The sequence below is a fragment of the Campylobacter sp. BCW_6467 genome (assembly GCF_001762855.1).
GTDB lineage: Bacteria > Campylobacterota > Campylobacteria > Campylobacterales > Campylobacteraceae > Campylobacter_D > Campylobacter_D jejuni.
Genome location: NZ_MJXP01000006.1, coordinates 1 through 20,483 on the forward strand (window position 1 = coordinate 1; position 20,483 = coordinate 20,483).

Here is a 20,483-nt window from a genome sequence, read left to right on the forward strand (position 1 = left end):
GTTTACTCTCCTAGCTTGTTAAAATTTCATCCTGATAATTTTAAAATTATTAGGATGGATGTTTTTATTGTATTTATTTTTTTATTTTTGTTTTATTATTTAATTTTATAAAAATATAATTATCTTTTTATGCAACTTATAAGATAATATTAGATTTTAATGTAACTATCAAGGAAAAATATGTTTGATAAAATTCATTATTATTATTTTAATGCTAATTATGAAAAATGTTTAAACTTGAGTGAGCAATTTTTAAAAGAAAGTCCAAAATTTGCTTTAGAATTTGCTACGCTTTCTTCTTATAAACTTTCTCTTTTTCAAAAAGCTTTATATTATGCTCAAGAGCTTTTTTCTTTAAATCCTACAAGTTTTAATGGTCTTATGCTTGCTAAAAGCTATATTGAAAATTTAAGACTTGATGAAGCCTTGAATTTATTACAAACACTTTTAACTCGCAAAGATGATTTAGAAGATGAACTTAAGTTAGAATTGGCTTTTATTTATAAACTGAGTAATAAACTAGAAGAATCTGAACAAATTTTCAAAGAATTACTTTCTAAAGATATGTATAATCTTAATCTATGGAAAAATTATGCAGAAATTTATTTTAAACATGATTTTACGAAGGCATTAAATGCACATGAGCACTTGTGTCATTTTATGCAAGATTTGATTGATAAACTACAAAAAGGAATCATTGCTGAACAAACCAATCTTAATTTAGTCAAACTCGAAGATAGGCTTCACAGTAAAACCAAAGAAAATCTTACCATTTCTAAAATAGAAGATTTTTTAACTCATCAAATTTTACCCCAAAAAGCATACTTGCTTTTTAAGCTTTTTAGAATATCTGATTCTTTAGAACTTTTTCAATCACTACAAGAAGCCAATCAACACCATGCACAGTTTTGGCAAAACTATGCTAAGGTATTAGAATTTAACTCAAACTATCAAGAAGCTTATCATGCTTATAAAAAATGTCTTAGCTTGGATTCTCATGCAACCTATCAATTTGATTTGGCTTATCTTTTGATGCGTATGGGAGTGGATGATAATTTTGAAGAGGGCAAGAAATATTATGAAAGCAGATTATTTTATGCTCATAATGAAACTTTTTCTACTTATCATTATAATGAAAGCCTAAAAGCTTTTAATAAATTTGGCGTTGATGCTTTTAAAAATAAAGAAGTTTTAGTATTTTGCGAGCAAGGCTTTGGCGATACTATAATGTATGCAAGATGCTTAGAAAAACTTTGCAAAATCGCTTCAAAGGTTTTATTTGCTCCTCAAAGTGCCATGTATGAAATGTTTAAAAATCAAATCAAATTTTTAAATCAAAATGATGATATTTTTAAAAATGTAAAGGTTTTAAAAAATCTACCTACAAATTTTGATTATGCTATTCCTATTTGTTCTTTGCCTTTTTTTATTGATATTAAGCTTGATGAGATTTTACGATTAAAAACACCTATATTGCCACAGAAAAAACCGCATAATCAAAGAAAAAAACTTGGTATTTTTTATGCTACTCCTAATGCTGAAAATTCTGATTTATTAAGAAATGTAAAATTTGAATTTTTATTTGATGTATTAAAAGACTTAGATTATGAAATCATTTCTTTTCAAATGCAATTAAAAGAAGAATTACCTAAGGTAATAGAAGATAGAAGCAAGCTTATAAAAAATTGGAATGATACTCTAAATTATTTATATGATATTGACTGTATGCTTAGTATTGATAGTGCTATAGCGCATTTAAGTTTAGCTATGGATATTCCTACTATAGTTCTTTTACATCCTAGGTTTGATTGGCGTTGGGGAAAATTTGAAAATCCTAAAAGTTATTTTTGGCCAAAAGCAAAATGTTTTATCATAAAAGAACAAGAAGAAACAAAAAGGAATTTGCAAAAACTGATTAAAGATATTTTAAATTAAAGCTTAGTTTAAGAGCTTTAGGTGGAAAATTTGGTTTTTGATAACATCAGCTAGCATTTTTGGCATTTGGTTTATAATATCTTGATAATTTTGCTTTGCATCTTGACCTTTTAATGTCAAATTTAATTTTGCATTTTTTGCTGCAAGAATTTTTCCATTACTTGTAGAAATGATTTTAAAATTAATACTAGCCACACCTTCCTTACTCGTTGTGATAAAATAATTTGTAATATTTACATAAAAATCTTGCAAATTTACCACCACAACATAATCTGTAAATTTAGCATACATTTTAGCCTTGTCTTTTTCTTGTGTTAAAAAAGGACTTACATTTATAAGTTTTGCATCTTTAGGACTAAAATGTGACAAAGTTTTAGAACTTTGATAAATACCATTTGCAGCAGAATTAACCCAATTAAGCTTTAAACTTTGAATCAAATTTTTAGCAAATAATGTAGAAAACTCCTTATCACTCACCCTGAAACCATCTAAAAAATAACCGAAATTTTTCCTAAAAGTTAATACAATAGCAAAATCAATATCTTTATCTTTGGTGATTTGTGATTTTTTTTCAATCAAAGTAGAACTATCAAACAATGCTTTTTGTTGATTTAGATTTGGATTTGTAACATTTTGATTTAGATCTATTAGCTCAAAACTATCTGCGTTTTTTTCAATTTTAATAACTTTTTTCTGAGAAAAATTATTTGCCAAAAGATTAGAACTTAAAACTAAACTTAAAAACAAAATGAAACAATACCTCATCTTCATCCTTATAAACTATTTAAATATAAAATTATACTCTTTATTTTATAAAAAATCTTGTAAAAAATTCATAGATGAAACACAAATAAAAGGACTGGATTTATAATCTAAAGGGTTATATAAAATGTATTTTTTAGAAAAATCTCCCATAAATCCTCCATTTTGATTAATCAAAAAATCTCCTGCTACAATATCCCAAATATTAAGCTTTTCAAATCTTTTATAAACTCCTGCCTTAGCCTCTAAAATAGCACAAAATTTCAATCCAGAGCCTATATTAATAGCTTCTAATTGATGCTCTTTTGCAAAGTCTTCATCTTCTTTGCTAAGATGATTAACACTCAATAAGGCTTTATATTTATTTTTCTCGTATTCTTGCTGGTCAATTTGCAAAGGTTTATCGTTTTTATAAACCTTAGTTTTTGCATGAGCATAGAACATATCACCTTTTGATGGATTTTGTATAAGCGATAAAACAGGGCGATTGTCATGAACCAAACTTATCATAACGCAAAATTCATCACTGCCTTTTAAAAAACCACTTGTTCCATCAAGAGGATCAATAAGCCAAAAAGTTTTTAATTCTTCACATTCTTCTTTGCTGAGTAATTTTTCTTCTGATAAAATTTTAATATCCGTAGAACCTAAAATATCATTTAAAATTTTATTAGAAGCAAGATCTGCTGATGTAAGCGGGCTTTTATCTTCTTTTTCCCAAGTTTTGAAATTTTTTCTCTCTTCTAAAATAGCCTTAGAAGCTTGATTGCTAGCATTTATAGCAATTTCTAAAAATTTATCAAGATTAAGCATGATTATAAACTTTCTATAAGATTTTTAAAATTATACAAGAAGATTTTGTGGAATTTTTAATTTCCACAAAAAATTTTAATTAAATTTTACTAGTTTCACCCAAATAAAGTTGTCTTGGACGGACTATTTTAAGACTTTCTTGCTCTTTTTGTTCTATCCACTGAGCTATCCATCCTGGGGTGCGTCCTATAACAAATAAAGTAGCAAACATTTCATTTGGAATACCTAAGGCTTTTAAAATAAGTCCGCTATGAAAATCAACATTCGGATATAGCCCTCTTTGAACAAAATAATCATCGCTTAAAGCAATCTCTTCTATACGCGTTGCTACTTTAATAAGATTGGTATCAATACCCAACTCATCAATAAGTTGATCACGAAGTTTTTTAAGCACTTTTGCTCTGGGATCAAAATTTTTATAAACCCTATGCCCAAAGCCCATCAAACGGAAAGGATCGTTTTTATCCTTAGCCCTTTTGATGAATTCATCTACCCTATCAACACTACCTATTTGCTCAAGCATTCTAATAACACCTTCATTAGCTCCACCATGTGCATGACCCCAAAGTGCGCCAATACCTGCTGCTATACAGGCATAAGGATGAGCATGAGTTGAACCCACAGCACGAACCGTTGAAGTTGAAGCATTTTGCTCATGATCTGCATGAAGCATAAAAACTGTATCAAGTGCTTTTACCTCTATAGGTTTAAGCTCTACATGATCGTAAGGATAAGTTCTTAACATATATAAGAAATTTTCTGTAAAACCACGATCTAAATTTGGATAAGCCATAGGAAAGCCATGTTTATATCTATAAGCGGTGGCGACTATAGTAGGGATTTTAGCTACTATTCTAGCTGCCATTTCCATATATTCTTCTTTTACGTTCATATTTAAATGATCAGGATAAAAAGCACTAAGCGATGAAACAGCACCTTGTAAAACTGCCATAGGATGAGCATTATCAGGGAAAGAATCAAAAAGACGATGCATACCTTCATGGATAAAAGAACGCTTTTTCATTTCATAACGAAACGCTTCAAGACGCGTAGCATCAGGTAATTCTTTATAAAGTAAAAGATGAACCACATCTAAATAAAGTTTGTTTTCAGCAAGCCACTCTATAGGATAGCCACGGTGCATTAAAATTCCGTTTTCTCCATCAATATAAGTGATTTTTGATTTACAAGTAGCTGTAGAAGTTAAGCCCTCATCATAAGAAAACATTCCTGTTTGTTTATAAAAACTTGACATATCTACAACGCTTGGCCCAGTTGTACCATCATATATAGGAAATTCATAGCTTTTTCCATTTCTATTATCGGTTATAGTAACGGAATCTGACATTTTCGCTCCTTTTATTGTTACTTTTATTAATTCTAACAAAAAAGGACGATTATGAGTTTTTTTATTATTGAATTTTTAAGATTTTGTTTGCTTTTTTGAGTAAAAAAGTAACTTTCATTTTTTAGAATTAGAAAGAAATTTAATCATACTCATAACAATAATAGCCTCAAATAACGCTGTTAAAATAAGTGCTGAATAAAGCTTCTCATCAATAACCTTGCCCGAATAACCCAGAGTAGCTGTTGCTATAAGCAAGGTTAAAGGCATAGAATGACTAAGACCAAATAAAATCATATTTTTAAAACCAATTCTTTTTAAAAAAACACTTGCACATAAAATTCTTAAACCCACCATAACAAACATAAGTAAAAATGCTTGTAAAACGATTTTATAATCTAAAATCATTTTAAGATCAAAGGTTGAGCCTATATGGATAAAAAAAATAGGGATCAAAAACCCGTGTCCAAAAGTAGAAAGCTTGTGCTCAAGATCTTTTTTATGATCAAAAAAAGTAGCTATAAATGAACCTGCTATAAAAGAGCCAAGAACGATTTCAAGTTTTGTAATAACCATAGCAACAATAATCAGTATAAAAATGGCCATACAGAATCTTATATCTTTTTCATTTTTATCTTCCCATGGCATAAGCACAACTTTAAGCTGAGGATACCACCAAAAAAGCACACCAAGCATTTTAAATCCGAGCAAACAAAGTCCCAAAAAGATATTAAGATATAAAATACTTTGCGCTACATCAATAATACCTGTTCCTTCGCGCAAAAAAGCTCCCGCTATAGTCAAAAGCACAATAGAAATCACCTCAGCTAAAGTAGCTACTATCATAGCAATATTTAGCCAATAACACTCTTTTCCAAAATCCTTAAAAAGTAAAGATAAAAGCCCTACACTCATCACAGGTATAATGATAATAAATACTAAAGAAAGTCCAAAAATCCATACTATAAAAGAAGATAAAGCGTAAAGTAAAAAAATATAAAAAAAACTTTTTTTGACAACTTCTTTATCCATATTAAAAAAGGCTCTTAAATTTACCTCCATGCCCGCTATAAACATTAGATAATAAAAACCTACATTGGCTAAAAGTGCAAAATTTTCACTTTTTCCTATGAAACCAAAATACGCTATTATTGCCCCTAAAATAATTTCAGTAGCCGAAAGAGGCAAGCGTAAAATTTTTGCAATATGCGGAGAAAAAAGTAAGCATAAAGCTATAACAATAAGAATTTTTAGATCAATTAAACCTTGCGGATCAATGACACTCTGATGCAAAAGTAAATCCCATTTCTTTTAATTTTATTATATCTTGACTTGGTTCTTCACCTTTAGTGGTTAAATAATCCCCTATAACAATAGCCCCAGCACCTGCTTGAAAAATTTCATATTGTCTTTCTCGTAATACCACTTCACGCCCACCTGCTACCATTACCACGCTTTGCGGTAAAGCCTCTTTGGTATCACGCACGATTTTTAAAGCTTCATCAGCGCCAAGTCTTGGAACTTGTAGTTTTAAATTTTCATTTGCTATAAAAAAATTAATAGGCGTTGAAAAAGGCTGTAATTCTTGCAAAGATTTTCTAAAACTTAGCCTATCTTCTTCACTCTCACCCATACCATAGATTCCACCACAACAAAGCATAAGCCCTGCTTCTTTAGCGTTTAAATTGGTTTGAAATCTACTTTCCCAAGTATGCGTGGTGCAAATTTGTGGAAAAAATTCCTTAGAAGTTTCAAGATTGTGATTATAAGAAAAAATTCCTGCTTTTTTAAGTTCTTTGAGTTGCTCCACGCTTGCCATGCCATTACAGGCAATTAAAAGCAAGTTAGGCACTTCTTTTTGCACAGCCTTAGCAGCTTCGCAAACATACTCAAGCTTTTCATCATCAATCCCAAGTCCTGCTGTAACCAAACAAAAACCCAAGGCTTCATTTTTCTTTGCCATTTTTGCTTCTAAAACGATTTGTGAAAGTTCTTTACGACGATATTTTTGAATATCTGTTTTTACATGGGCACTTTGGGTACAGTATTTACAGTCTTCTGAACAATTTCCACTCGCTATATTTGAAATAGCACAAAGCATGATTTGCATTTTAATCCTTCATTTCTTTTTTAATTTTACACTTTAAACATTCTAAGAATGTACCTTTTTTAAGCTCTTTTATCACTAAAGTTTCGCCACACTCTTCGCATTTTTCTTCGCTTGGTTTGTATTTACTTATAAAATTGCATTTTGGATAAGCGCTACAGCCATAAAATTTACCGCGTTTTGAAAAGCGTTCTACGATTTCACCTTTTTGACAACTTGGACAAGTAATACCTGTACCATTAGCTTTAGCTTTTGCGGCAGTATTTTCGCTTTCATTTTTACTTTCACTTTTTAAATTTCTTGAATACTTACATTTTGGGAAATTTAAACACGCTACAAATTCTCCAAAACGCCCTTTTCTAATAGCAAGTTCCCCACCACAATCAGGACAACTTTCACCTAATTTTGTAACAGTTTTTTGACTGGCGATTTTTGTTTTTCCTTCTTCGATTTTTCTCATAAAAGGATAGTAAAATTCTTTTAAAGTTTCTTGCCAATCTGCCTTATCTTCAGCGATTTCATCTAGGGTATTTTCAAGATTTGAAGTAAATTTACTATCCACTATATCGCTAAAATTTTTTTCAAGCACTTCGGTTACATTAAAAGCAACCTCACTAGGAATAAGTTGTTTTTTGTCTATTTTTACATAATCACGGCTTGTAAGTATAGAAATGGTTGGTGCATAAGTAGAAGGGCGACCTATGCCTAAACTTTCAAGTTTTTTTACAAGTCCTGCTTCTGAATACCTTGAAGGTGGTTCGGTAAAATGTGAGTTCATTTCTAAATTTTGTATTTTTAAATTTTCACCTATTTTAAAATTTGGTAAAATTTTATCCTTATCCATATCACCATAAACTTTATAATATCCATCGAAAAGGATTTTTCTACCGCTTATTTTAAAAACTGCTCTATCATTTTTTACAAATACATTTTGAGTTTGAGAGATAGCAGGATTCATCTGACAGGCTAAAAAGCGATTGTAAATAAGTGTGTAAAGTTTTAACTCATCTTTGTCTAAAAATTTGGCCGCAATTTCTGGAGTAAAACTTAAATTTGTAGGGCGTATAGCTTCATGAGCTTCTTGAGCACCTTTAGCCTTTGTAGTATATACATTTGCTTGGCTTGGAAGATAATCTTGGCCAAAATTTGCTTGTATGAATTTTCTTGCATTTTCTATAGCTTCTTTGGCCAAATTTAAACTATCAGTTCTCATGTAGGTAATAACCCCCATCACGCCCTCGTGAGTATTTACTCCTTCATAGAGTTTTTGAGCTATCATCATGGTTTTTTTAGGGTTAAAACCAAGGCGATTGCTAGCACTTTGCTGTAAAGTTGAAGTCATAAAAGGAGGTGGTGGAGCGATTTTTCTTTCTTTGCTTTCAATGTCACTTATAGTATAAGCTTCATTTTTGCAAGCTTCCAGTACAAGTTTGGCACGATCTTTGTTGATAATGGTAAGTTTTTCTATCTTAGCTTTGTCAAACTCAACTAGTTCTGCATCCAAATCTTTTTGAAAAATCATATCTATGCTAAAATATTCCAGTGGTACAAAGGCACGAATTTCTTTTTCACGATCGACTATGATCTTTAAAGCCGCACTTTGAACACGCCCTGCGCTAAGTCCTCTTTGAATTTTTTGCCCCAATAAGGGGCTGAGTTTATATCCTACAATGCGATCTAAAAGGCGTCTAGTTTGTTGGGCATTTACAGAGTGCATATCTAATTTTCTTGGATTTTTTAAAGCATTTTCTATAGCACTTTTAGTAATTTCATGGAAAACGATGCGTGGCAAGGTGTTTTCATCTTTTCCTATAGCTTTTGCAATATGATAAGCTATGGCTTCTCCTTCTCTATCCTCATCCGTTGCAAGATAGACTTCTTTGGCATCTTTGGCTTTGCTTTTAAGTTCTTTAACTAAGGCGCTATGATCGCTTGTGATTCTATACTCAGGGATAAATTCATCATCTTCTATTTTAATCCCAAAGCTTGATTTAGGTAAATCTCTAATATGTCCTTTAGAAGCAATCACTTCATAATCTTTTCCCAAAAAATTTCCTATGGTTTTAGCTTTTGCAGGAGATTCTACTATGATTAAATTTTTCTTCATTTTACACCCTTGTTAAATAAAAAGCTGAATTTAGCTAAAATTATTTAAAATTCTACTTATAAAATATATTTTAAAAACAAAACTATCATAACAAAATAAATAAAATATAATTTTAAGTAATTTTAAATACAAATCATAATTTTTGGAGTATAATAAAATAAAAAAGGCAAAATTATGAATGGCAAAACTTATAAATTTCATCCAAATGATACAAAAATGGATAAAAAAATAATTCAAATTACCGAAAAATCCGGATTTAAAGCAGCTGTGTTTTCTATGGCCGCTATGACTATGCTAGGAAGTGTAGTCATTTCATCTGCTCTACCTGCTATCAACAGACATTTTGAAGAACTTTTAACCCAAAGTGGTGCTACTCTTGCTTCAAGTTTCACATTAGCTCATCTTGATATACTTGTTCGCTTAGTTTTAACCATTCCTGCTATTTTTGTTGTCATTTTATCTCCATTCGCTGGTATTTTAATGGATAAATTTGGCAAATTAAAATTCATTCTTCCAGCTATGGTGGTTTGGACTATTTCTGGAGTAAGTGGCTTTTTCTTAAATGATATTTATGCTATACTGACTTCAAGAGCTATTTTTGGTATGGCAACTGCTTTTATAATGACAGGCGCTTCGGCTTTACTTGGAGATTATTATAGTCGCGGTGGCTTTAATCGCAGAGAAAATGCTTTAAGTCTTCAAGGATTTTTTTGTGCGGTAGGGGGTGCTATTTTTATTTCTATTGCGGGATTTGTTTCAAGTTATTCTTGGCGTTATCCTTTTTTGGTGCATGGACTTGGAATTTTAATTACCTTAATGGCTATCATTTATCTTTTTGAACCTAGAAAATTTAAATTCTATAATCATACAAAAATAGAAGCAAAAACAAATTATTGGCAATTTTTCCCTATCTATTTTATAGGTTTTTTTATCATGGTAGTTTATTATATTTCGCCAACTCAACTTCCTTACTATATAGAAGAACATTTAAGATTGGACCCTAAATATATAGGTATTTCGATGTCTGTGTCTGCACTATGTTATGGTTTTTTCTCTCTAAGCTATAGATATATTATAAAATTCTTAAGTATTAAAACTATCTATGTTTTAACTCTTTTTATCGTATCTTGTTCTTTTTTACTGCTTTTTTTAGTAGATAGCTTTTTCACAGTTTTAATCGCCTTAGCTTTGCTTGGAATGGGCGGAGGTATTATGCTTGTAAATAATACGGCTTATCTTTTTTCAATCTGTCCCGAAAATGCTCGCGCTAGGGCTTATGGAATTTTAGCAAGTTGTATATTTTTAGGACAATTTTTAAGTCCTATTATCTCTCAACCTATCGTTAGGCAAATGGGTCTTGTAGATGCTTTTTTAATATGGTCAATAGTAATTTTTATAGTGTGCATTGTGTTTTTATTTTTAAAGCAAAAACCTAGGATAAATTAGCAAGAAAAATCTTGCTAATTTTATTTATTACAAACCTACTGCACTTAAAGTTTGGTATTTACTCATATAAATTTGAGCTTCAATTTTTCTCATTGTATCAAGCGCTACTTGAACTACAATAAGTACAGAAGTACCGCCAAAATGAAAAGGCACACCCATAAATTTCACCAAAACCCAAGGCAAGGTTGCAACAAGCCCTAAATAAATAGAACCTGATAAAGTTAAACGAGAAGCCACTTCATTAAGATAATTTGAAGTTCCTTCACCTGGACGAATTCCAGGGATAAAACCGCCTTGCTTTTTCAAATTTTCTGCTATGTCTTTAGCGTTAAATACAATAGAAGCATAAAAATAAGCAAAGAAAATTACAAACAAGAAAGTTAAAACATGAAACAAATAACCATTTGGATTTAAAAAGTCATTAATGGCTTGTAGATAAGGATTTGTACTAGTTTGTAAAATCGTTGTTGGAAACATCAAAATCGCACTAGCAAAAATCGGTGGAATAACTCCACTAAGATTGAGTTTAATAGGAATATAATTCATAATGCGTTTGTTTTGATTTTGCATTACAACTTTACGAGAATAAGAAATAGGAATTCTTCTTTCTCCAAGTTCTACATAAATAATCACGCCTATAGTGATTAAAATCAAAGCAAAAATTGCAAAAGCGGTTAAGAAATTCATCTCACCTGAATTAATTTGTCCTACAGTTCCTGAAATCGCTCTTGGAATACCTGAAACAATACCTGCAAAAATGATTAAAGAAATACCATTTCCTATACCTCTTTGTGTAATTTGTTCGCCAAGCCACATTAAAAGCATAGTTCCTGCAAGCATAGAAATAGCACAAAGTGCGATAAACATATTTAAATCTTCCACCATTATAGCCCCTGCGCCACCACGACCATGTAAGCTTTGCAAACCTATAGCAACGCCTATACTTTGAACCAAAGTAATCACAATAGTCGCATAACGGATAATTTGCATATATTTTTGCATACTATCACGCTCTTTTTTCATCTTACCAATATTTGGAAAAGTTGCTGCAAGAAGCTCCATAATAATAGAAGCAGTAATATAAGGCATAATACCTAAAGAAATGATAGAAAAGCGTTCAGCCGCTCCACCACTAAAAACATTAAATAAACCCAAAGCATTGTTTTGATTGTTATTAAAAAATTCCGCAATCACATCAGCATTGACGCCAGGAACTGGCACATAAGCCAGAACCCTATAAGCAAACAAAAATGCTAAGGTGATTAAAATCTTATTCGTCAATGCTCTATTCATTATTTTGATCCGGTGACGCTAATATTCTCGTCTTTGATTTTTGATACTAAGTCTTTTGCACTTGCACCAATTAATTTGATTTTATTCACAGATTTTGAAATTTTGTGAACACTTTTAACGCTCTCAAATGTAATTTCACTAAGCTCTTTTATAGCTGTGATTTTTTCAACATTGATCACATAAGGTTTTTGAATTTTAGAAGTAAAACCTACTTTTGGTAGTCTTCTTTGAAGCGGTTGTTGACCCCCTTCAAAACCTCTTTTTTCATTATAACCTTTTCTAGCAGTTTGACCTTTACCCCCTTTAGTAGCAGTCTTACCCATGCCAGAACCTTGACCACGGCCAATTCTTTTAGTTTTATGCGTTGAACCCGCTGCTTTTGTTAAATTCATCTTCTTATCCTTTTAACATTGTTAAAGCTTTGATTGTAGCACGAACCACATTAGCTGAATTATTTGAACCCAAAGACTTGGTTAAGATGTCTTTAATACCTGCAAGTTCCACGATAGGGCGTGTAGAACCACCTGCGATAACTCCTGTACCTTCACTAGCTGGTTTAAGTAAAATTCTACTTGCATTATATTTTACCTCTACATCGTGAGCAATAGTTGAGCCTTTAGTTTTAACTTCAACGATATTTTTAAACGCATCGTCAACAGCTTTACGGATAGCATCTGGAACTTCCTTAGCCTTACCATAACCAATACCTACTAAACCTTTGCGGTTTCCAACGATAACTAAAGCAGTAAATCTAAATCTTCTACCACCTTTAACAACCTTAGTAACTCTGCCGATATCGACGATTACTTCTTCAAATTCTTCTCTATTATATTTTTCCATCGATTTACCCCTTATAGCCTAATGCCATTTTCTCTTAAAGATTCAGCCAAAACTGCAATAACACCATGATATACATAACCATTTCTATCAAAAACAGCTTGTTCTATCTTTTTAGCTTTTAAAGTTTTAGCAAATTCAGCAGCGATTTTTTTAGCGCCTTCTTTATTTGCTTTAACGCCAAGTTTGCGTCCATCAACTGCTGCTAAAGTTACAGCTTTTGCATCATCAATCGCTTGGATATATAGAGTTCTGTTCGATTTAAATACAGAAATTCTTGGAAAATTTTCACAACCTGAAATTTTCGCTCTAATTCTTTTTTTTCTTTTGATTCTTAAAGTTAGTTTTCTTTTTAATACATTTGCTCTCATATTCTACCCTTACTTCTTAGATGTCTTACCAGCTTTGCGGATAATGCGTTCATCAGAATACTTAACGCCTTTTCCTTTATATGGCTCTGGTGGTCTAAATTCACGAATTTGAGCAGCAACTTGACCTACAACTTGTTTATCACTTCCTTTAACTGCAATAGTATTTTTATCCACTACAATTTCAATTCCTTCTGGAATATCATAATTAATAGGATGAGAAAAACCAAGGCTTAGTTCTAAAACTTTACCTTTTAAAGCTGCTTTATAACCAACTCCATTGATTTCAAGAGTTTTTGAAAAACCTTGAGTTAAACCTACAACGATATTGTAAGCTAAAGCTCTGTAAGTTCCCCAATAAGCTCTACTTTGTCTATCTTCACCTTTTGGAGAAAAAAGAATATTATTATCTTTAATCTCAACATTTACATTTGCTTTAGTATCAAGTTCTTTTGCCAAATTTCCTTTTTTAAATTTAAGCAAATTTCCTTCTAATTTTACTTCTACTCCTGCTGGAATAGCAATCGGTTGTTTACCTATACGAGACATATTTTTCCTTTTTATTTGTCTAGGATATTTCTACTTTTTTAAAAGAATGGATACCCAATGCCATAAAAAGCAGATTTTTTACCAAATAGTACATAAAATTTCGCCGCCAACACCTGCTTTATAAGCTTCATCATTAGCCAAAACGCCACGACTTGTGCTAACTACAATAGTACCATAACCATTTTTAAAACGCTTGATTTCATCTTTACCTTTATAAACACGACGACCGGGCTTAGAAATTCTTTTAAGCTCATTGATAACACTCTTACCTTTTTCATCGTATTTTAAAACTACATTGATAAATTTCTTTTTATCTTCTTCAATAACGTTAAAACTCTCAATATAGCCCTTAGCTTGAAAAATTCCAACTAAAGCTTCTACAACTTTAGAATGTAAAAGCTTGGTTGTTTCAAGCTTTCTCATTCCTGCATTTCTGATACGAGTGAGTGAATCTGAAATAATATCATTTATCATATTTTATCCTTACCAACTTGCTTTTTTAAGACCTGGAATCAAACCTTCATTGCCCATTTTTCTTAAGCAAACTCTGCAAATTCCAAAATCTCTATAAACCGAATGCGGACGCCCACAAATTTGGCATCTCGTATAAGCTCTAACCTTAAATTTAGGCTTGCGTGCCGCTTTTGCAATCATTGATTTTTTAGCCATCTTACTTTCCTTTTGTAAATGGCACACCGATAAGTTCTAATAACTTTTGTGCCTGTTTGTCATTTTGTGCTGTTGTAACTATAGAAATATTCATACCATGAGTTCTTAAAATTTTATCATACTCCACTTCTGGGAACATCAACTGCTCATCAAGACCGAAGTTATAGTTTCCGCGTCCATCAAAACCATCTCTACTTAAACCTCTAAAGTCTTTCACCCTTGGCAAAGCAATAGAAATTAATTTATCAAGAAAAGCATACATATTTTCTTTTCTTAAAGTTACCATTACACCTACAGGAAAACCTTCGCGAACTTTAAATCCTGCAACTGATTTTTTAGCTTTAGTAATCACAGCCCTTTGTCCTGCAATTAAAGAAATAGTATCTGCAACATTTTGCAATACTTTTTGATCTTTAGCTAACTCACCAGCACCTACACTGATAACTACTTTTTCGATCACAGGGATAAGCATAGGATTTTTAATATCAAATTCTTTAACCAATGCAGGTTTAATGCTTTGATTGTATTTTTCTTTTAATCTCATCATCGCTTACTCCTGAACTTTTGCCACATTGGAAATATCCATTGGCATTTCTTTATTGATAAAACCACCATTTGGGTTTTTCTCGCTCGGCTTAATAGCTTTTTTAGCAATTTTACATCCTTCAACTACCACTTTAAGTGTTTTTGGATATACCGCCAAAACTTTACCTGTTTTACCTTTATCATCGCCTGTGATAACCTTAACGCTATCACCTTTTTTGATTTTTAATTTAACCGCCATTATAATACCTCCGGTGCTAGTGAAACGATTTTCATAAAGCCACCATATCTAACTTCTCTGCCCACTGGCCCAAAGATACGAGTTCCGATAGGCTCTCTTTTATTATCAAGAATAACTGCAGCGTTTTCATCAAAACGAATCAAAGAACCATTATCTCTATGAATTTCTTTTTTAGTTCTAACGATAACCGCTTTTACCACTTGACCTTTTTTAACTTTTCCATTTGGTAAAGCTTTTTTAACAGATGCAACGATTACATCACCTACAGTAGCGTATCTTCTTTTGCTACCCCCTAAAACCTTGATACACATTAATTCTTTTGCACCGCTATTATCAGCAACTGCAAGTCTAGTAAAACTTTGAATCATTACTCAACTCCTGTAGCTAATACAGATTTTAAGCGAAATGATTTTCTTTTTGAAAGTGGTCTGCATTCTACTGCAACAACAGTATCACCCACTTTAACTTCATTTCTCTCATCATGAATTAGATATTTTTTAAAGCGTTTAACAATTTTTCTATATCTTGGATGAACCACTTTTCTTTCAACCAAAACACTTGCGGTTTTTTCACCAGCGATTTTAACAACAACGCCTTGAATTTCTCTTTTAAATGCCATTTTCTATCCTTATCTTAAAGCGTTAATTGCTGTATTTATTCTAGCAATGTCTTTTTTTACTTGGCTAATCTCTTTTGGATTAGTAAGTTGCATTGTTTTTAGCTTTTGTTTTAAAGTGAATAAAAGCACCTTTTTTTCTTTTAGCATTGTTGCAAGCTCAGCTGCTGTTTTATCTTTAATCTCAGTATATTTCATTTTGGCTCTCTCTTGTAACAAACTTAGTTTTAAATGGAAGTTTATGCATAGCTAAAGTCAATGCTTCTCTTGCCATTTCTTCGCTTACTCCTGCCATTTCATAAATGATACGGCCTGGCTTGATATTCATTACCCATTCCTCAACAGCACCTTTACCTTTACCCATACGAGTTTCTAAAGGTTTTTTTGTCAAAGGCTTATCTGGGAAAACTCTAATCCAAGTTTTTCCTTGTCTTTTAACAAAACGAGTTAAAGCAATACGCGCTGCTTCGATTTGGCGTGAGTTAATGCGTCCTGCTTCAGTTGCTTTTAATGCAAATTCACCAAAAGTAAATTCTGTTCCACGATTAGCATAACCTCTGTTACGCCCTTTCATCATTTTGCGATATTTAGTTCTTTTTGGCATTAACATGATTATTTACCCCTTCTTGTGCGTCTTGGCTTTTTAGCTGGAGCACTTTCTTCAGTTTTTTCAGGTTGCATACCTTTGTGTAATACCTCACCTTTAAAGATCCATACTTTAACCCCTATGTTTCCATAAGTAGTTCTAGCTTCTGCAAAACCATAATCGATTTTTGCTCTTAAAGTATGAAGTGGAACGCGTCCTTCAAGATACCATTCTGTTCTTGCCATTTCAGCACCGCCTAAACGACCAGAAACTGAAACTTTAATCCCTTTAGCACCTGCTTTTTGCGCGCCTTGAATTACTTTTTTCATTGCTCTTCTAAAAGCAATTCTTTTTTCAAGTTGAGTTGCAACACTTTCAGCAGCAAGTTGAGCTGAAGCTCCTGCTTTTCTTTCTTCTTTGATATTGATATTTACATCTTTACCGATTAAATCTTGCAATTCTTTTCTTAAATTATCAACATCACTACCTTTTTTACCGATGATGATACCTGGTCTTGCAGCAACTACAGTAACGCGAAGTTTTTTAGCAGTTCTTTCTACTAAAATTTGGCTAATTCCTGCATAATAAAGTTTTCTTTTTAAGAAAGCTCTAATTTTGTAATCTTCACCGATATTTTCTACTAAATTTGCTTTAGTTGGAAACCATCTTGATTCCCAGTTTCTATTGATTCCTAGTCTTAGACCAATTGGATTAACTTTTTGTCCCATTAGCTTTCCTTTTTCGCTGTTGCTTTTTTAGTGCTTGTTGTTTTTTTAGCTGGAGCTTTTGTTGTAGTAGTTTTTTTAGCTACTGTTTTTTTCTCTTCAGCTTTCACTTCTGCTTTTGCCACTTCTACTAAAATATGTGAAGTTGGTTTTCTAATACGACTTGCACTTCCTCTAGCTCTTGGTCTAAATCTTTTTAACACCGCAGCTGCATCCACGCGACAACTTTTTACAATCACTTCGTTTGCTTCAAAGCCACCATTTGCTACTGCACTTGAAATTGCGTTTGCGATATATTTTGCACCTTTATTTGGCATAAATTTTAAACTAGCCATAGCTAATTCTGCATTCATCCCCTGAACTTCCCTAGCAATCAATCTTGCTTTAGTTGGAGATAATCTTATGAATTTAATTAATGCTTTACTCATATCTTATCCCTTACTTACCAATTTTCTTTTGCACAGAGCCTTTATGCCCTTTAAATGTGCGTGTTGGAGCAAATTCACCAAGCTTATAACCGATATGATTTTCAGTAATATAAACTGGAATAAAGCTTTTACCATTATGAACATTAAATGTAAGTCCTATCATATCAGGAGTAATTGTGCTTCTTCTTGACCAAGTTTTAATTGGTTTATTATCATTAGCCTTTTTAGCAGCGATGACTTTTTTCATTACATGATCATCAACAAAAGGACCTTTTTTTAGTGATCTAGCCATCTTACTTTCCTTTTCTTCTTGAAATTATTAGCTTATCGCTAGCTTTTTTACGACGAGTTTTCGCACCTTTAGTTGGTTTACCCCATGGAGTTACTGGATGACGGCCTGAATTTTTCTTACCTTCACCCCCACCGTGCGGGTGATCTACTGGGTTCATAGCAGAACCACGAGTTTGTGGACGGATACCTCTATGGCGATTTCTACCTGCTTTACCGATAGTTACATTAGCCCATTCTTCATTTCCAACTTCGCCGATACTTGCCATACATTCAGCTAAAACTTGTCTCATTTCGCCACTTGCAAGTCTTAAGATAACATATTTTTCTTCTTTACCCATAAGTTGTGCATAAGCACCTGCAGAACGGATCATTTGACCGCCTTTGCCTGGCTTTAACTCAACATTATGAACAATAGTACCCACAGGAATGTTTTTAAGTTTCATTGCATTACCTGGTTTAATATCAAGTCCGCTTTCAGCAGCTGCAACAATATCGCCAACGCTTAATCCACGTGGTTGAAGAATATATCTTTTTTCCCCATCTTTATAAGCAATCAAAGCAATTCTACAATTTCTATATGGATCATACTCGATTGCTTCTACTTTACCTTCTATACCGAATTTACGACGTTTAAAATCAATAATTCTGTAAAGTTTTTTAGCACCCGCTTCTTTATGACGACTTGTAATTCTTCCATAGCTGTTACGACCCGCGTGTGCTGGAAGTTTAACAAGTAGTGAGCGTACACTTGGTTTAGCTGTAATATCTTCAGAACTTAAACCTGTGATATATCTTCTACTTGGAGTATATGGTTTATAAGTTTTAATTGCCATCTTAAGCCTCCGTATTTTCTAAGCTAACACCTTCAGGTAGCTTAACATAGAATTTTTTATAATCGTTTCTTTGACCTAAACGACCTCTAAAACGCTTAACTTTTCCATCCATTCTTAAAGAATTGATACTTTTTGGAGTTACACCAAAATACTCTTTTAAAACCGCTTTCAAGCCTGTTTTAGTCATTTTTGGTGAAGTTTGAATAACTACGACACCTTGCTCTTGCAAATTCAAACTTTTTTCTGTGTAAAGTATAGTCTTTATATCAGTAATATCTGCCATAATTATCCCTCTTTTGTAATAGATTCTAATGCTGATTTTTCTATGATAACAGCATTAAATACAGATACTAAATAAGCATTTACTTCAGTTACATCAACTACATAGCAATTTGCTAAATTTCTGTAAGCTAAAAGTGTTTTTTCATCTAGTAAATCTTTAACGATTAAAGCATCTTTGACGCCAAGTTTTTTAATCACAGCGTTTGCATCTTTTGTTTTGCCACTTTCAATAACCAAAGAATCAGCAGTAAATAACGCACCTTTAGCTGCTTTATCTGCTAAAGCTCTTTCAAGCGCCAATCTTTTTTGTTTTTTATTTACTTTTTGAAAGTAGTTTCTTTCATTTGTTGGGCCAAAAGCAACCGCGCCACCTACCCAAACGTTAGTTCTTGTTGAACCCGCTCTAGCACCGCCACGACCTTTTTGTCTCCAAGGTTTTTTACCACCACCACTTACATCACTTCTACCTTTAGCATGAGCTGTATTTGCTCTTAAACTTGCAAGGTAAGATTTTACATATAAGTAAAGATTGTGTGGATTTACTTCCGCATATTTTGAAGGCAAATCAAGTTCACCTGCTTTTTCTAACTTATCATTTAAAACAACTACTTTACTCATTTTGCAATCCTTATTTTACCCATAGCACCATTATAACCTGGTACTGCACCCTTAACTACTAAAATTTTGTTTTCAGCATCATAAGATACAACTTCGTTTTTAACGGTTACTTTAGTATTTCCATAATGTCCTGCCATTTTCATACCTGGTTGAACACGACCTGGCCATTCTCTATTACCAATAGATCCGTGGCGTCTATGAAATCTCGAACCATGACTTGCTGGACCCCCTGCGAAGTTATGTCTTTTCATAACACCGCTATAACCTCTACCTTTAGTGTTAAAGCTTACTTTTAAAATTTTTGCTTCATTTAATGGAGTTTCATCTAAATCTCCTGCTTCAGTATTTGCTACTTCTAAAGTCGCAAATCTATTGTATTCTGCAGAAAGATTATACTTTTTTTGTTGTCCTGCGACACATTTATTACTTGCTTTACCTTTTGGATATGCTACTAAAGCCTTTCCGCCTTCAACTTCACATACTTTTGCATTTACAACTCTTAGTAAAGTTACAGCGATACTTGGATTAGTAATTGTTCTGCTCATTCCGATTTTTTCTACAATATATTCCATATCTTATCCTTACTTACCCATAGCTCTTACTTCAACGCTTACTTCTGGCGCTAAATCAAGCTTAGTTAAAGAATCAACTGTATCTGGAGTCGCTGCTACTATATCTAGCATACGCGCGTGAATTCTTATTTCAAACTGCTCACGAGAATCTTTGTTAATGTGTGGAGATTTTAAAACTGTATAGCGTTTGATTTTAGTAGGCATTGGTATCGGACCTCTGATATCCGCACCTGTTCTTTTAACAGCTTCTACGATTGCTGCAACTGTTCTGTCTAGTACTCGATGGTCATAAGCTTTTAGCTTAAGCCTAATTCTTTCCATAATATTTCCTTTAAAAAGAACTCGTTAGTTAAAAACTAACCAATTTATAAAAATTGAAATGAGAGTATATAAAATCTTGTTTTCAAAGTCAAGGAATTTGATGAAATTTTTCTATTATTTTCCTTTTAAAAAGGATAAAAATAGAATTTTTAGAATTTAAAAATTATCATTATTTTTTAAATTTTTGTATATAATG

29 protein-coding genes are annotated in these 20,483 nt (G+C 32.3%); 2 read left to right on the plus strand and 27 right to left on the minus strand.

Annotated elements, in window-relative coordinates; genetic code table 11:
• The first annotated feature begins 180 nt into the window (after positions 1 to 180).
• Positions 181 to 1,935 (plus strand): hypothetical protein, encoded by a 1,755-nt coding sequence (locus tag AJ888_RS00135; RefSeq protein WP_002851245.1) that lies wholly within the window; start codon positions 181 to 183, stop codon positions 1,933 to 1,935.
• 3 nt (positions 1,936 to 1,938) lie between these two features.
• On the opposite strand, the gene AJ888_RS00140 is transcribed toward AJ888_RS00135, so the two are convergent.
• From AJ888_RS00140 to topA, 6 genes are all read right to left on the minus strand, one after another.
• Positions 1,939 to 2,706, minus strand: coding sequence for a hypothetical protein (locus tag AJ888_RS00140; protein ID WP_074469934.1), 768 nt, complete (start codon positions 2,704 to 2,706; stop codon positions 1,939 to 1,941).
• A gap of 39 nt (positions 2,707 to 2,745) precedes the next feature.
• Complete coding sequence (locus AJ888_RS00145; protein WP_070278383.1) at positions 2,746 to 3,510, minus strand: 3'(2'),5'-bisphosphate nucleotidase CysQ; 765 nt, start codon at positions 3,508 to 3,510, stop codon at positions 2,746 to 2,748.
• 79 nt (positions 3,511 to 3,589) lie between these two features.
• On the minus strand, positions 3,590 to 4,858 hold the full coding sequence (locus AJ888_RS00150; protein ID WP_070296080.1) for a citrate synthase: 1,269 nt from the start codon (positions 4,856 to 4,858) through the stop codon (positions 3,590 to 3,592).
• 114 nt (positions 4,859 to 4,972) lie between these two features.
• Complete coding sequence (locus AJ888_RS00155) at positions 4,973 to 6,148, minus strand: cation:proton antiporter (protein WP_060816449.1); 1,176 nt, start codon at positions 6,146 to 6,148, stop codon at positions 4,973 to 4,975.
• Positions 6,129 to 6,965 (minus strand): biotin synthase, encoded by an 837-nt coding sequence (locus AJ888_RS00160; protein WP_070210588.1) that lies wholly within the window; start codon positions 6,963 to 6,965, stop codon positions 6,129 to 6,131. The genes AJ888_RS00155 and AJ888_RS00160 overlap by 20 nt, the downstream gene beginning before the upstream one ends.
• Before the next feature lies 1 nt (position 6,966).
• Positions 6,967 to 9,069: a type I DNA topoisomerase gene (topA, locus tag AJ888_RS00165; protein ID WP_070209939.1), complete on the minus strand. Its 2,103-nt coding sequence runs from the start codon at positions 9,067 to 9,069 to the stop codon at positions 6,967 to 6,969.
• A 174-nt stretch (positions 9,070 to 9,243) separates the two neighbouring features.
• Between topA and AJ888_RS00170 the strand changes: the two genes are divergently transcribed.
• On the plus strand, positions 9,244 to 10,515 hold the full coding sequence (locus tag AJ888_RS00170) for an MFS transporter (RefSeq protein WP_070296081.1): 1,272 nt from the start codon (positions 9,244 to 9,246) through the stop codon (positions 10,513 to 10,515).
• 27 nt (positions 10,516 to 10,542) lie between these two features.
• On the opposite strand, the gene secY is transcribed toward AJ888_RS00170, so the two are convergent.
• From secY to rpsJ, 21 genes are all read right to left on the minus strand, one after another.
• On the minus strand, positions 10,543 to 11,808 hold the full coding sequence (secY, locus tag AJ888_RS00175; RefSeq protein ID WP_002860827.1) for a preprotein translocase subunit SecY: 1,266 nt from the start codon (positions 11,806 to 11,808) through the stop codon (positions 10,543 to 10,545).
• Positions 11,808 to 12,200: a 50S ribosomal protein L15 gene (gene rplO / locus AJ888_RS00180; protein ID WP_002860828.1), complete on the minus strand. Its 393-nt coding sequence runs from the start codon at positions 12,198 to 12,200 to the stop codon at positions 11,808 to 11,810. Before rplO ends, secY begins: the two co-directional genes overlap by 1 nt.
• A gap of 4 nt (positions 12,201 to 12,204) precedes the next feature.
• Positions 12,205 to 12,648 carry a 30S ribosomal protein S5 gene (gene rpsE / locus AJ888_RS00185; RefSeq protein ID WP_070296082.1) on the minus strand — a complete coding sequence of 148 codons (444 nt, stop codon included), beginning with the start codon at positions 12,646 to 12,648 and terminating at the stop codon, positions 12,205 to 12,207.
• Between the two features lie 11 nt (positions 12,649 to 12,659).
• Complete coding sequence (gene rplR, locus AJ888_RS00190) at positions 12,660 to 13,016, minus strand: 50S ribosomal protein L18 (RefSeq protein WP_002860829.1); 357 nt, start codon at positions 13,014 to 13,016, stop codon at positions 12,660 to 12,662.
• 9 nt (positions 13,017 to 13,025) lie between these two features.
• Positions 13,026 to 13,562, minus strand: coding sequence for a 50S ribosomal protein L6 (gene rplF / locus AJ888_RS00195; protein ID WP_002851302.1), 537 nt, complete (start codon positions 13,560 to 13,562; stop codon positions 13,026 to 13,028).
• Between the two features lie 78 nt (positions 13,563 to 13,640).
• Positions 13,641 to 14,036: a 30S ribosomal protein S8 gene (gene rpsH / locus AJ888_RS00200; protein ID WP_002860830.1), complete on the minus strand. Its 396-nt coding sequence runs from the start codon at positions 14,034 to 14,036 to the stop codon at positions 13,641 to 13,643.
• Between the two features lie 9 nt (positions 14,037 to 14,045).
• Entirely contained in the window at positions 14,046 to 14,231 is a 186-nt protein-coding gene (locus AJ888_RS00205) for a type Z 30S ribosomal protein S14 (RefSeq protein ID WP_002851478.1), read from the minus strand.
• A gap of 1 nt (position 14,232) precedes the next feature.
• Positions 14,233 to 14,778 carry a 50S ribosomal protein L5 gene (gene rplE / locus AJ888_RS00210; RefSeq protein ID WP_002870460.1) on the minus strand — a complete coding sequence of 182 codons (546 nt, stop codon included), beginning with the start codon at positions 14,776 to 14,778 and terminating at the stop codon, positions 14,233 to 14,235.
• Positions 14,779 to 14,781: 3 nt separating this feature from the next.
• Entirely contained in the window at positions 14,782 to 15,015 is a 234-nt protein-coding gene (gene rplX, locus AJ888_RS00215) for a 50S ribosomal protein L24 (RefSeq protein ID WP_002779437.1), read from the minus strand.
• Positions 15,015 to 15,383 (minus strand): 50S ribosomal protein L14, encoded by a 369-nt coding sequence (gene rplN / locus AJ888_RS00220; protein ID WP_002779438.1) that lies wholly within the window; start codon positions 15,381 to 15,383, stop codon positions 15,015 to 15,017. Before rplN ends, rplX begins: the two co-directional genes overlap by 1 nt.
• Positions 15,383 to 15,634, minus strand: coding sequence for a 30S ribosomal protein S17 (rpsQ, locus tag AJ888_RS00225; protein WP_002851549.1), 252 nt, complete (start codon positions 15,632 to 15,634; stop codon positions 15,383 to 15,385). The genes rplN and rpsQ overlap by 1 nt, the downstream gene beginning before the upstream one ends.
• Positions 15,635 to 15,643: 9 nt before the next feature.
• Positions 15,644 to 15,829, minus strand: a complete 186-nt coding sequence (gene rpmC / locus AJ888_RS00230) for a 50S ribosomal protein L29 (protein WP_002851566.1) — start codon at positions 15,827 to 15,829, stop codon at positions 15,644 to 15,646.
• Positions 15,816 to 16,241, minus strand: coding sequence for a 50S ribosomal protein L16 (gene rplP, locus AJ888_RS00235; protein ID WP_002779441.1), 426 nt, complete (start codon positions 16,239 to 16,241; stop codon positions 15,816 to 15,818). Before rplP ends, rpmC begins: the two co-directional genes overlap by 14 nt.
• Before the next feature lie 2 nt (positions 16,242 to 16,243).
• Positions 16,244 to 16,945, minus strand: a complete 702-nt coding sequence (gene rpsC / locus AJ888_RS00240) for a 30S ribosomal protein S3 (protein WP_002851138.1) — start codon at positions 16,943 to 16,945, stop codon at positions 16,244 to 16,246.
• Positions 16,945 to 17,370 carry a 50S ribosomal protein L22 gene (gene rplV, locus AJ888_RS00245; RefSeq protein WP_002860832.1) on the minus strand — a complete coding sequence of 142 codons (426 nt, stop codon included), beginning with the start codon at positions 17,368 to 17,370 and terminating at the stop codon, positions 16,945 to 16,947. Before rplV ends, rpsC begins: the two co-directional genes overlap by 1 nt.
• Before the next feature lie 10 nt (positions 17,371 to 17,380).
• On the minus strand, positions 17,381 to 17,662 hold the full coding sequence (rpsS, locus tag AJ888_RS00250) for a 30S ribosomal protein S19 (RefSeq protein WP_002851509.1): 282 nt from the start codon (positions 17,660 to 17,662) through the stop codon (positions 17,381 to 17,383).
• Between the two features lies 1 nt (position 17,663).
• Positions 17,664 to 18,494 (minus strand): 50S ribosomal protein L2, encoded by an 831-nt coding sequence (gene rplB / locus AJ888_RS00255; protein WP_002825501.1) that lies wholly within the window; start codon positions 18,492 to 18,494, stop codon positions 17,664 to 17,666.
• 1 nt (position 18,495) lies between these two features.
• Positions 18,496 to 18,777 (minus strand): 50S ribosomal protein L23, encoded by a 282-nt coding sequence (locus AJ888_RS00260; RefSeq protein WP_002856384.1) that lies wholly within the window; start codon positions 18,775 to 18,777, stop codon positions 18,496 to 18,498.
• A gap of 2 nt (positions 18,778 to 18,779) precedes the next feature.
• The gene (gene rplD, locus AJ888_RS00265) at positions 18,780 to 19,394 is read right to left on the minus strand and encodes a 50S ribosomal protein L4 (protein WP_002860833.1); all 615 of its coding nucleotides are present in this window, start codon (positions 19,392 to 19,394) and stop codon (positions 18,780 to 18,782) included.
• A complete protein-coding gene (rplC, locus tag AJ888_RS00270) occupies positions 19,391 to 19,966 on the minus strand; it encodes a 50S ribosomal protein L3 (protein ID WP_002779987.1) in 576 nt (191 codons plus the stop codon). The genes rplD and rplC overlap by 4 nt, the downstream gene beginning before the upstream one ends.
• A gap of 9 nt (positions 19,967 to 19,975) precedes the next feature.
• Positions 19,976 to 20,287 carry a 30S ribosomal protein S10 gene (rpsJ, locus tag AJ888_RS00275; RefSeq protein ID WP_002779353.1) on the minus strand — a complete coding sequence of 104 codons (312 nt, stop codon included), beginning with the start codon at positions 20,285 to 20,287 and terminating at the stop codon, positions 19,976 to 19,978.
• Positions 20,288 to 20,483 lie beyond the last annotated feature (196 nt).

What these genes read in the sequence shown, in the direction of transcription:
- AJ888_RS00135 (WP_002851245.1), top strand. Translation starts at nt 181, where the DNA reads ATGTTTGATAAAATTCATTATTATTATTTTAATGCTAATTATGAAAAA.
- AJ888_RS00140 (WP_074469934.1), bottom strand. Translation starts at nt 2,706, where the DNA reads ATGAAGATGAGGTATTGTTTCATTTTGTTTTTAAGTTTAGTTTTAAGT.
- AJ888_RS00145 (WP_070278383.1), bottom strand. Translation starts at nt 3,510, where the DNA reads ATGCTTAATCTTGATAAATTTTTAGAAATTGCTATAAATGCTAGCAAT.
- AJ888_RS00150 (WP_070296080.1), bottom strand. Translation starts at nt 4,858, where the DNA reads ATGTCAGATTCCGTTACTATAACCGATAATAGAAATGGAAAAAGCTAT.
- AJ888_RS00160 (WP_070210588.1), bottom strand. Translation starts at nt 6,965, where the DNA reads ATGCAAATCATGCTTTGTGCTATTTCAAATATAGCGAGTGGAAATTGT.
- topA (WP_070209939.1), bottom strand. Translation starts at nt 9,069, where the DNA reads ATGAAGAAAAATTTAATCATAGTAGAATCTCCTGCAAAAGCTAAAACC.
- AJ888_RS00170 (WP_070296081.1), top strand. Translation starts at nt 9,244, where the DNA reads ATGAATGGCAAAACTTATAAATTTCATCCAAATGATACAAAAATGGAT.
- secY (WP_002860827.1), bottom strand. Translation starts at nt 11,808, where the DNA reads ATGAATAGAGCATTGACGAATAAGATTTTAATCACCTTAGCATTTTTG.
- rplO (WP_002860828.1), bottom strand. Translation starts at nt 12,200, where the DNA reads ATGAATTTAACAAAAGCAGCGGGTTCAACGCATAAAACTAAAAGAATT.
- rpsE (WP_070296082.1), bottom strand. Translation starts at nt 12,648, where the DNA reads ATGGAAAAATATAATAGAGAAGAATTTGAAGAAGTAATCGTCGATATC.
- rplR (WP_002860829.1), bottom strand. Translation starts at nt 13,016, where the DNA reads ATGAGAGCAAATGTATTAAAAAGAAAACTAACTTTAAGAATCAAAAGA.
- rplF (WP_002851302.1), bottom strand. Translation starts at nt 13,562, where the DNA reads ATGTCTCGTATAGGTAAACAACCGATTGCTATTCCAGCAGGAGTAGAA.
- rpsH (WP_002860830.1), bottom strand. Translation starts at nt 14,036, where the DNA reads ATGATAAATGATATTATTTCAGATTCACTCACTCGTATCAGAAATGCA.
- AJ888_RS00205 (WP_002851478.1), bottom strand. Translation starts at nt 14,231, where the DNA reads ATGGCTAAAAAATCAATGATTGCAAAAGCGGCACGCAAGCCTAAATTT.
- rplE (WP_002870460.1), bottom strand. Translation starts at nt 14,778, where the DNA reads ATGATGAGATTAAAAGAAAAATACAATCAAAGCATTAAACCTGCATTG.
- rplX (WP_002779437.1), bottom strand. Translation starts at nt 15,015, where the DNA reads ATGGCGGTTAAATTAAAAATCAAAAAAGGTGATAGCGTTAAGGTTATC.
- rplN (WP_002779438.1), bottom strand. Translation starts at nt 15,383, where the DNA reads ATGATTCAAAGTTTTACTAGACTTGCAGTTGCTGATAATAGCGGTGCA.
- rpsQ (WP_002851549.1), bottom strand. Translation starts at nt 15,634, where the DNA reads ATGGCATTTAAAAGAGAAATTCAAGGCGTTGTTGTTAAAATCGCTGGT.
- rpmC (WP_002851566.1), bottom strand. Translation starts at nt 15,829, where the DNA reads ATGAAATATACTGAGATTAAAGATAAAACAGCAGCTGAGCTTGCAACA.
- rplP (WP_002779441.1), bottom strand. Translation starts at nt 16,241, where the DNA reads ATGTTAATGCCAAAAAGAACTAAATATCGCAAAATGATGAAAGGGCGT.
- rpsC (WP_002851138.1), bottom strand. Translation starts at nt 16,945, where the DNA reads ATGGGACAAAAAGTTAATCCAATTGGTCTAAGACTAGGAATCAATAGA.
- rplV (WP_002860832.1), bottom strand. Translation starts at nt 17,370, where the DNA reads ATGAGTAAAGCATTAATTAAATTCATAAGATTATCTCCAACTAAAGCA.
- rpsS (WP_002851509.1), bottom strand. Translation starts at nt 17,662, where the DNA reads ATGGCTAGATCACTAAAAAAAGGTCCTTTTGTTGATGATCATGTAATG.
- rplB (WP_002825501.1), bottom strand. Translation starts at nt 18,494, where the DNA reads ATGGCAATTAAAACTTATAAACCATATACTCCAAGTAGAAGATATATC.
- AJ888_RS00260 (WP_002856384.1), bottom strand. Translation starts at nt 18,777, where the DNA reads ATGGCAGATATTACTGATATAAAGACTATACTTTACACAGAAAAAAGT.
- rplD (WP_002860833.1), bottom strand. Translation starts at nt 19,394, where the DNA reads ATGAGTAAAGTAGTTGTTTTAAATGATAAGTTAGAAAAAGCAGGTGAA.
- rplC (WP_002779987.1), bottom strand. Translation starts at nt 19,966, where the DNA reads ATGGAATATATTGTAGAAAAAATCGGAATGAGCAGAACAATTACTAAT.
- rpsJ (WP_002779353.1), bottom strand. Translation starts at nt 20,287, where the DNA reads ATGGAAAGAATTAGGCTTAAGCTAAAAGCTTATGACCATCGAGTACTA.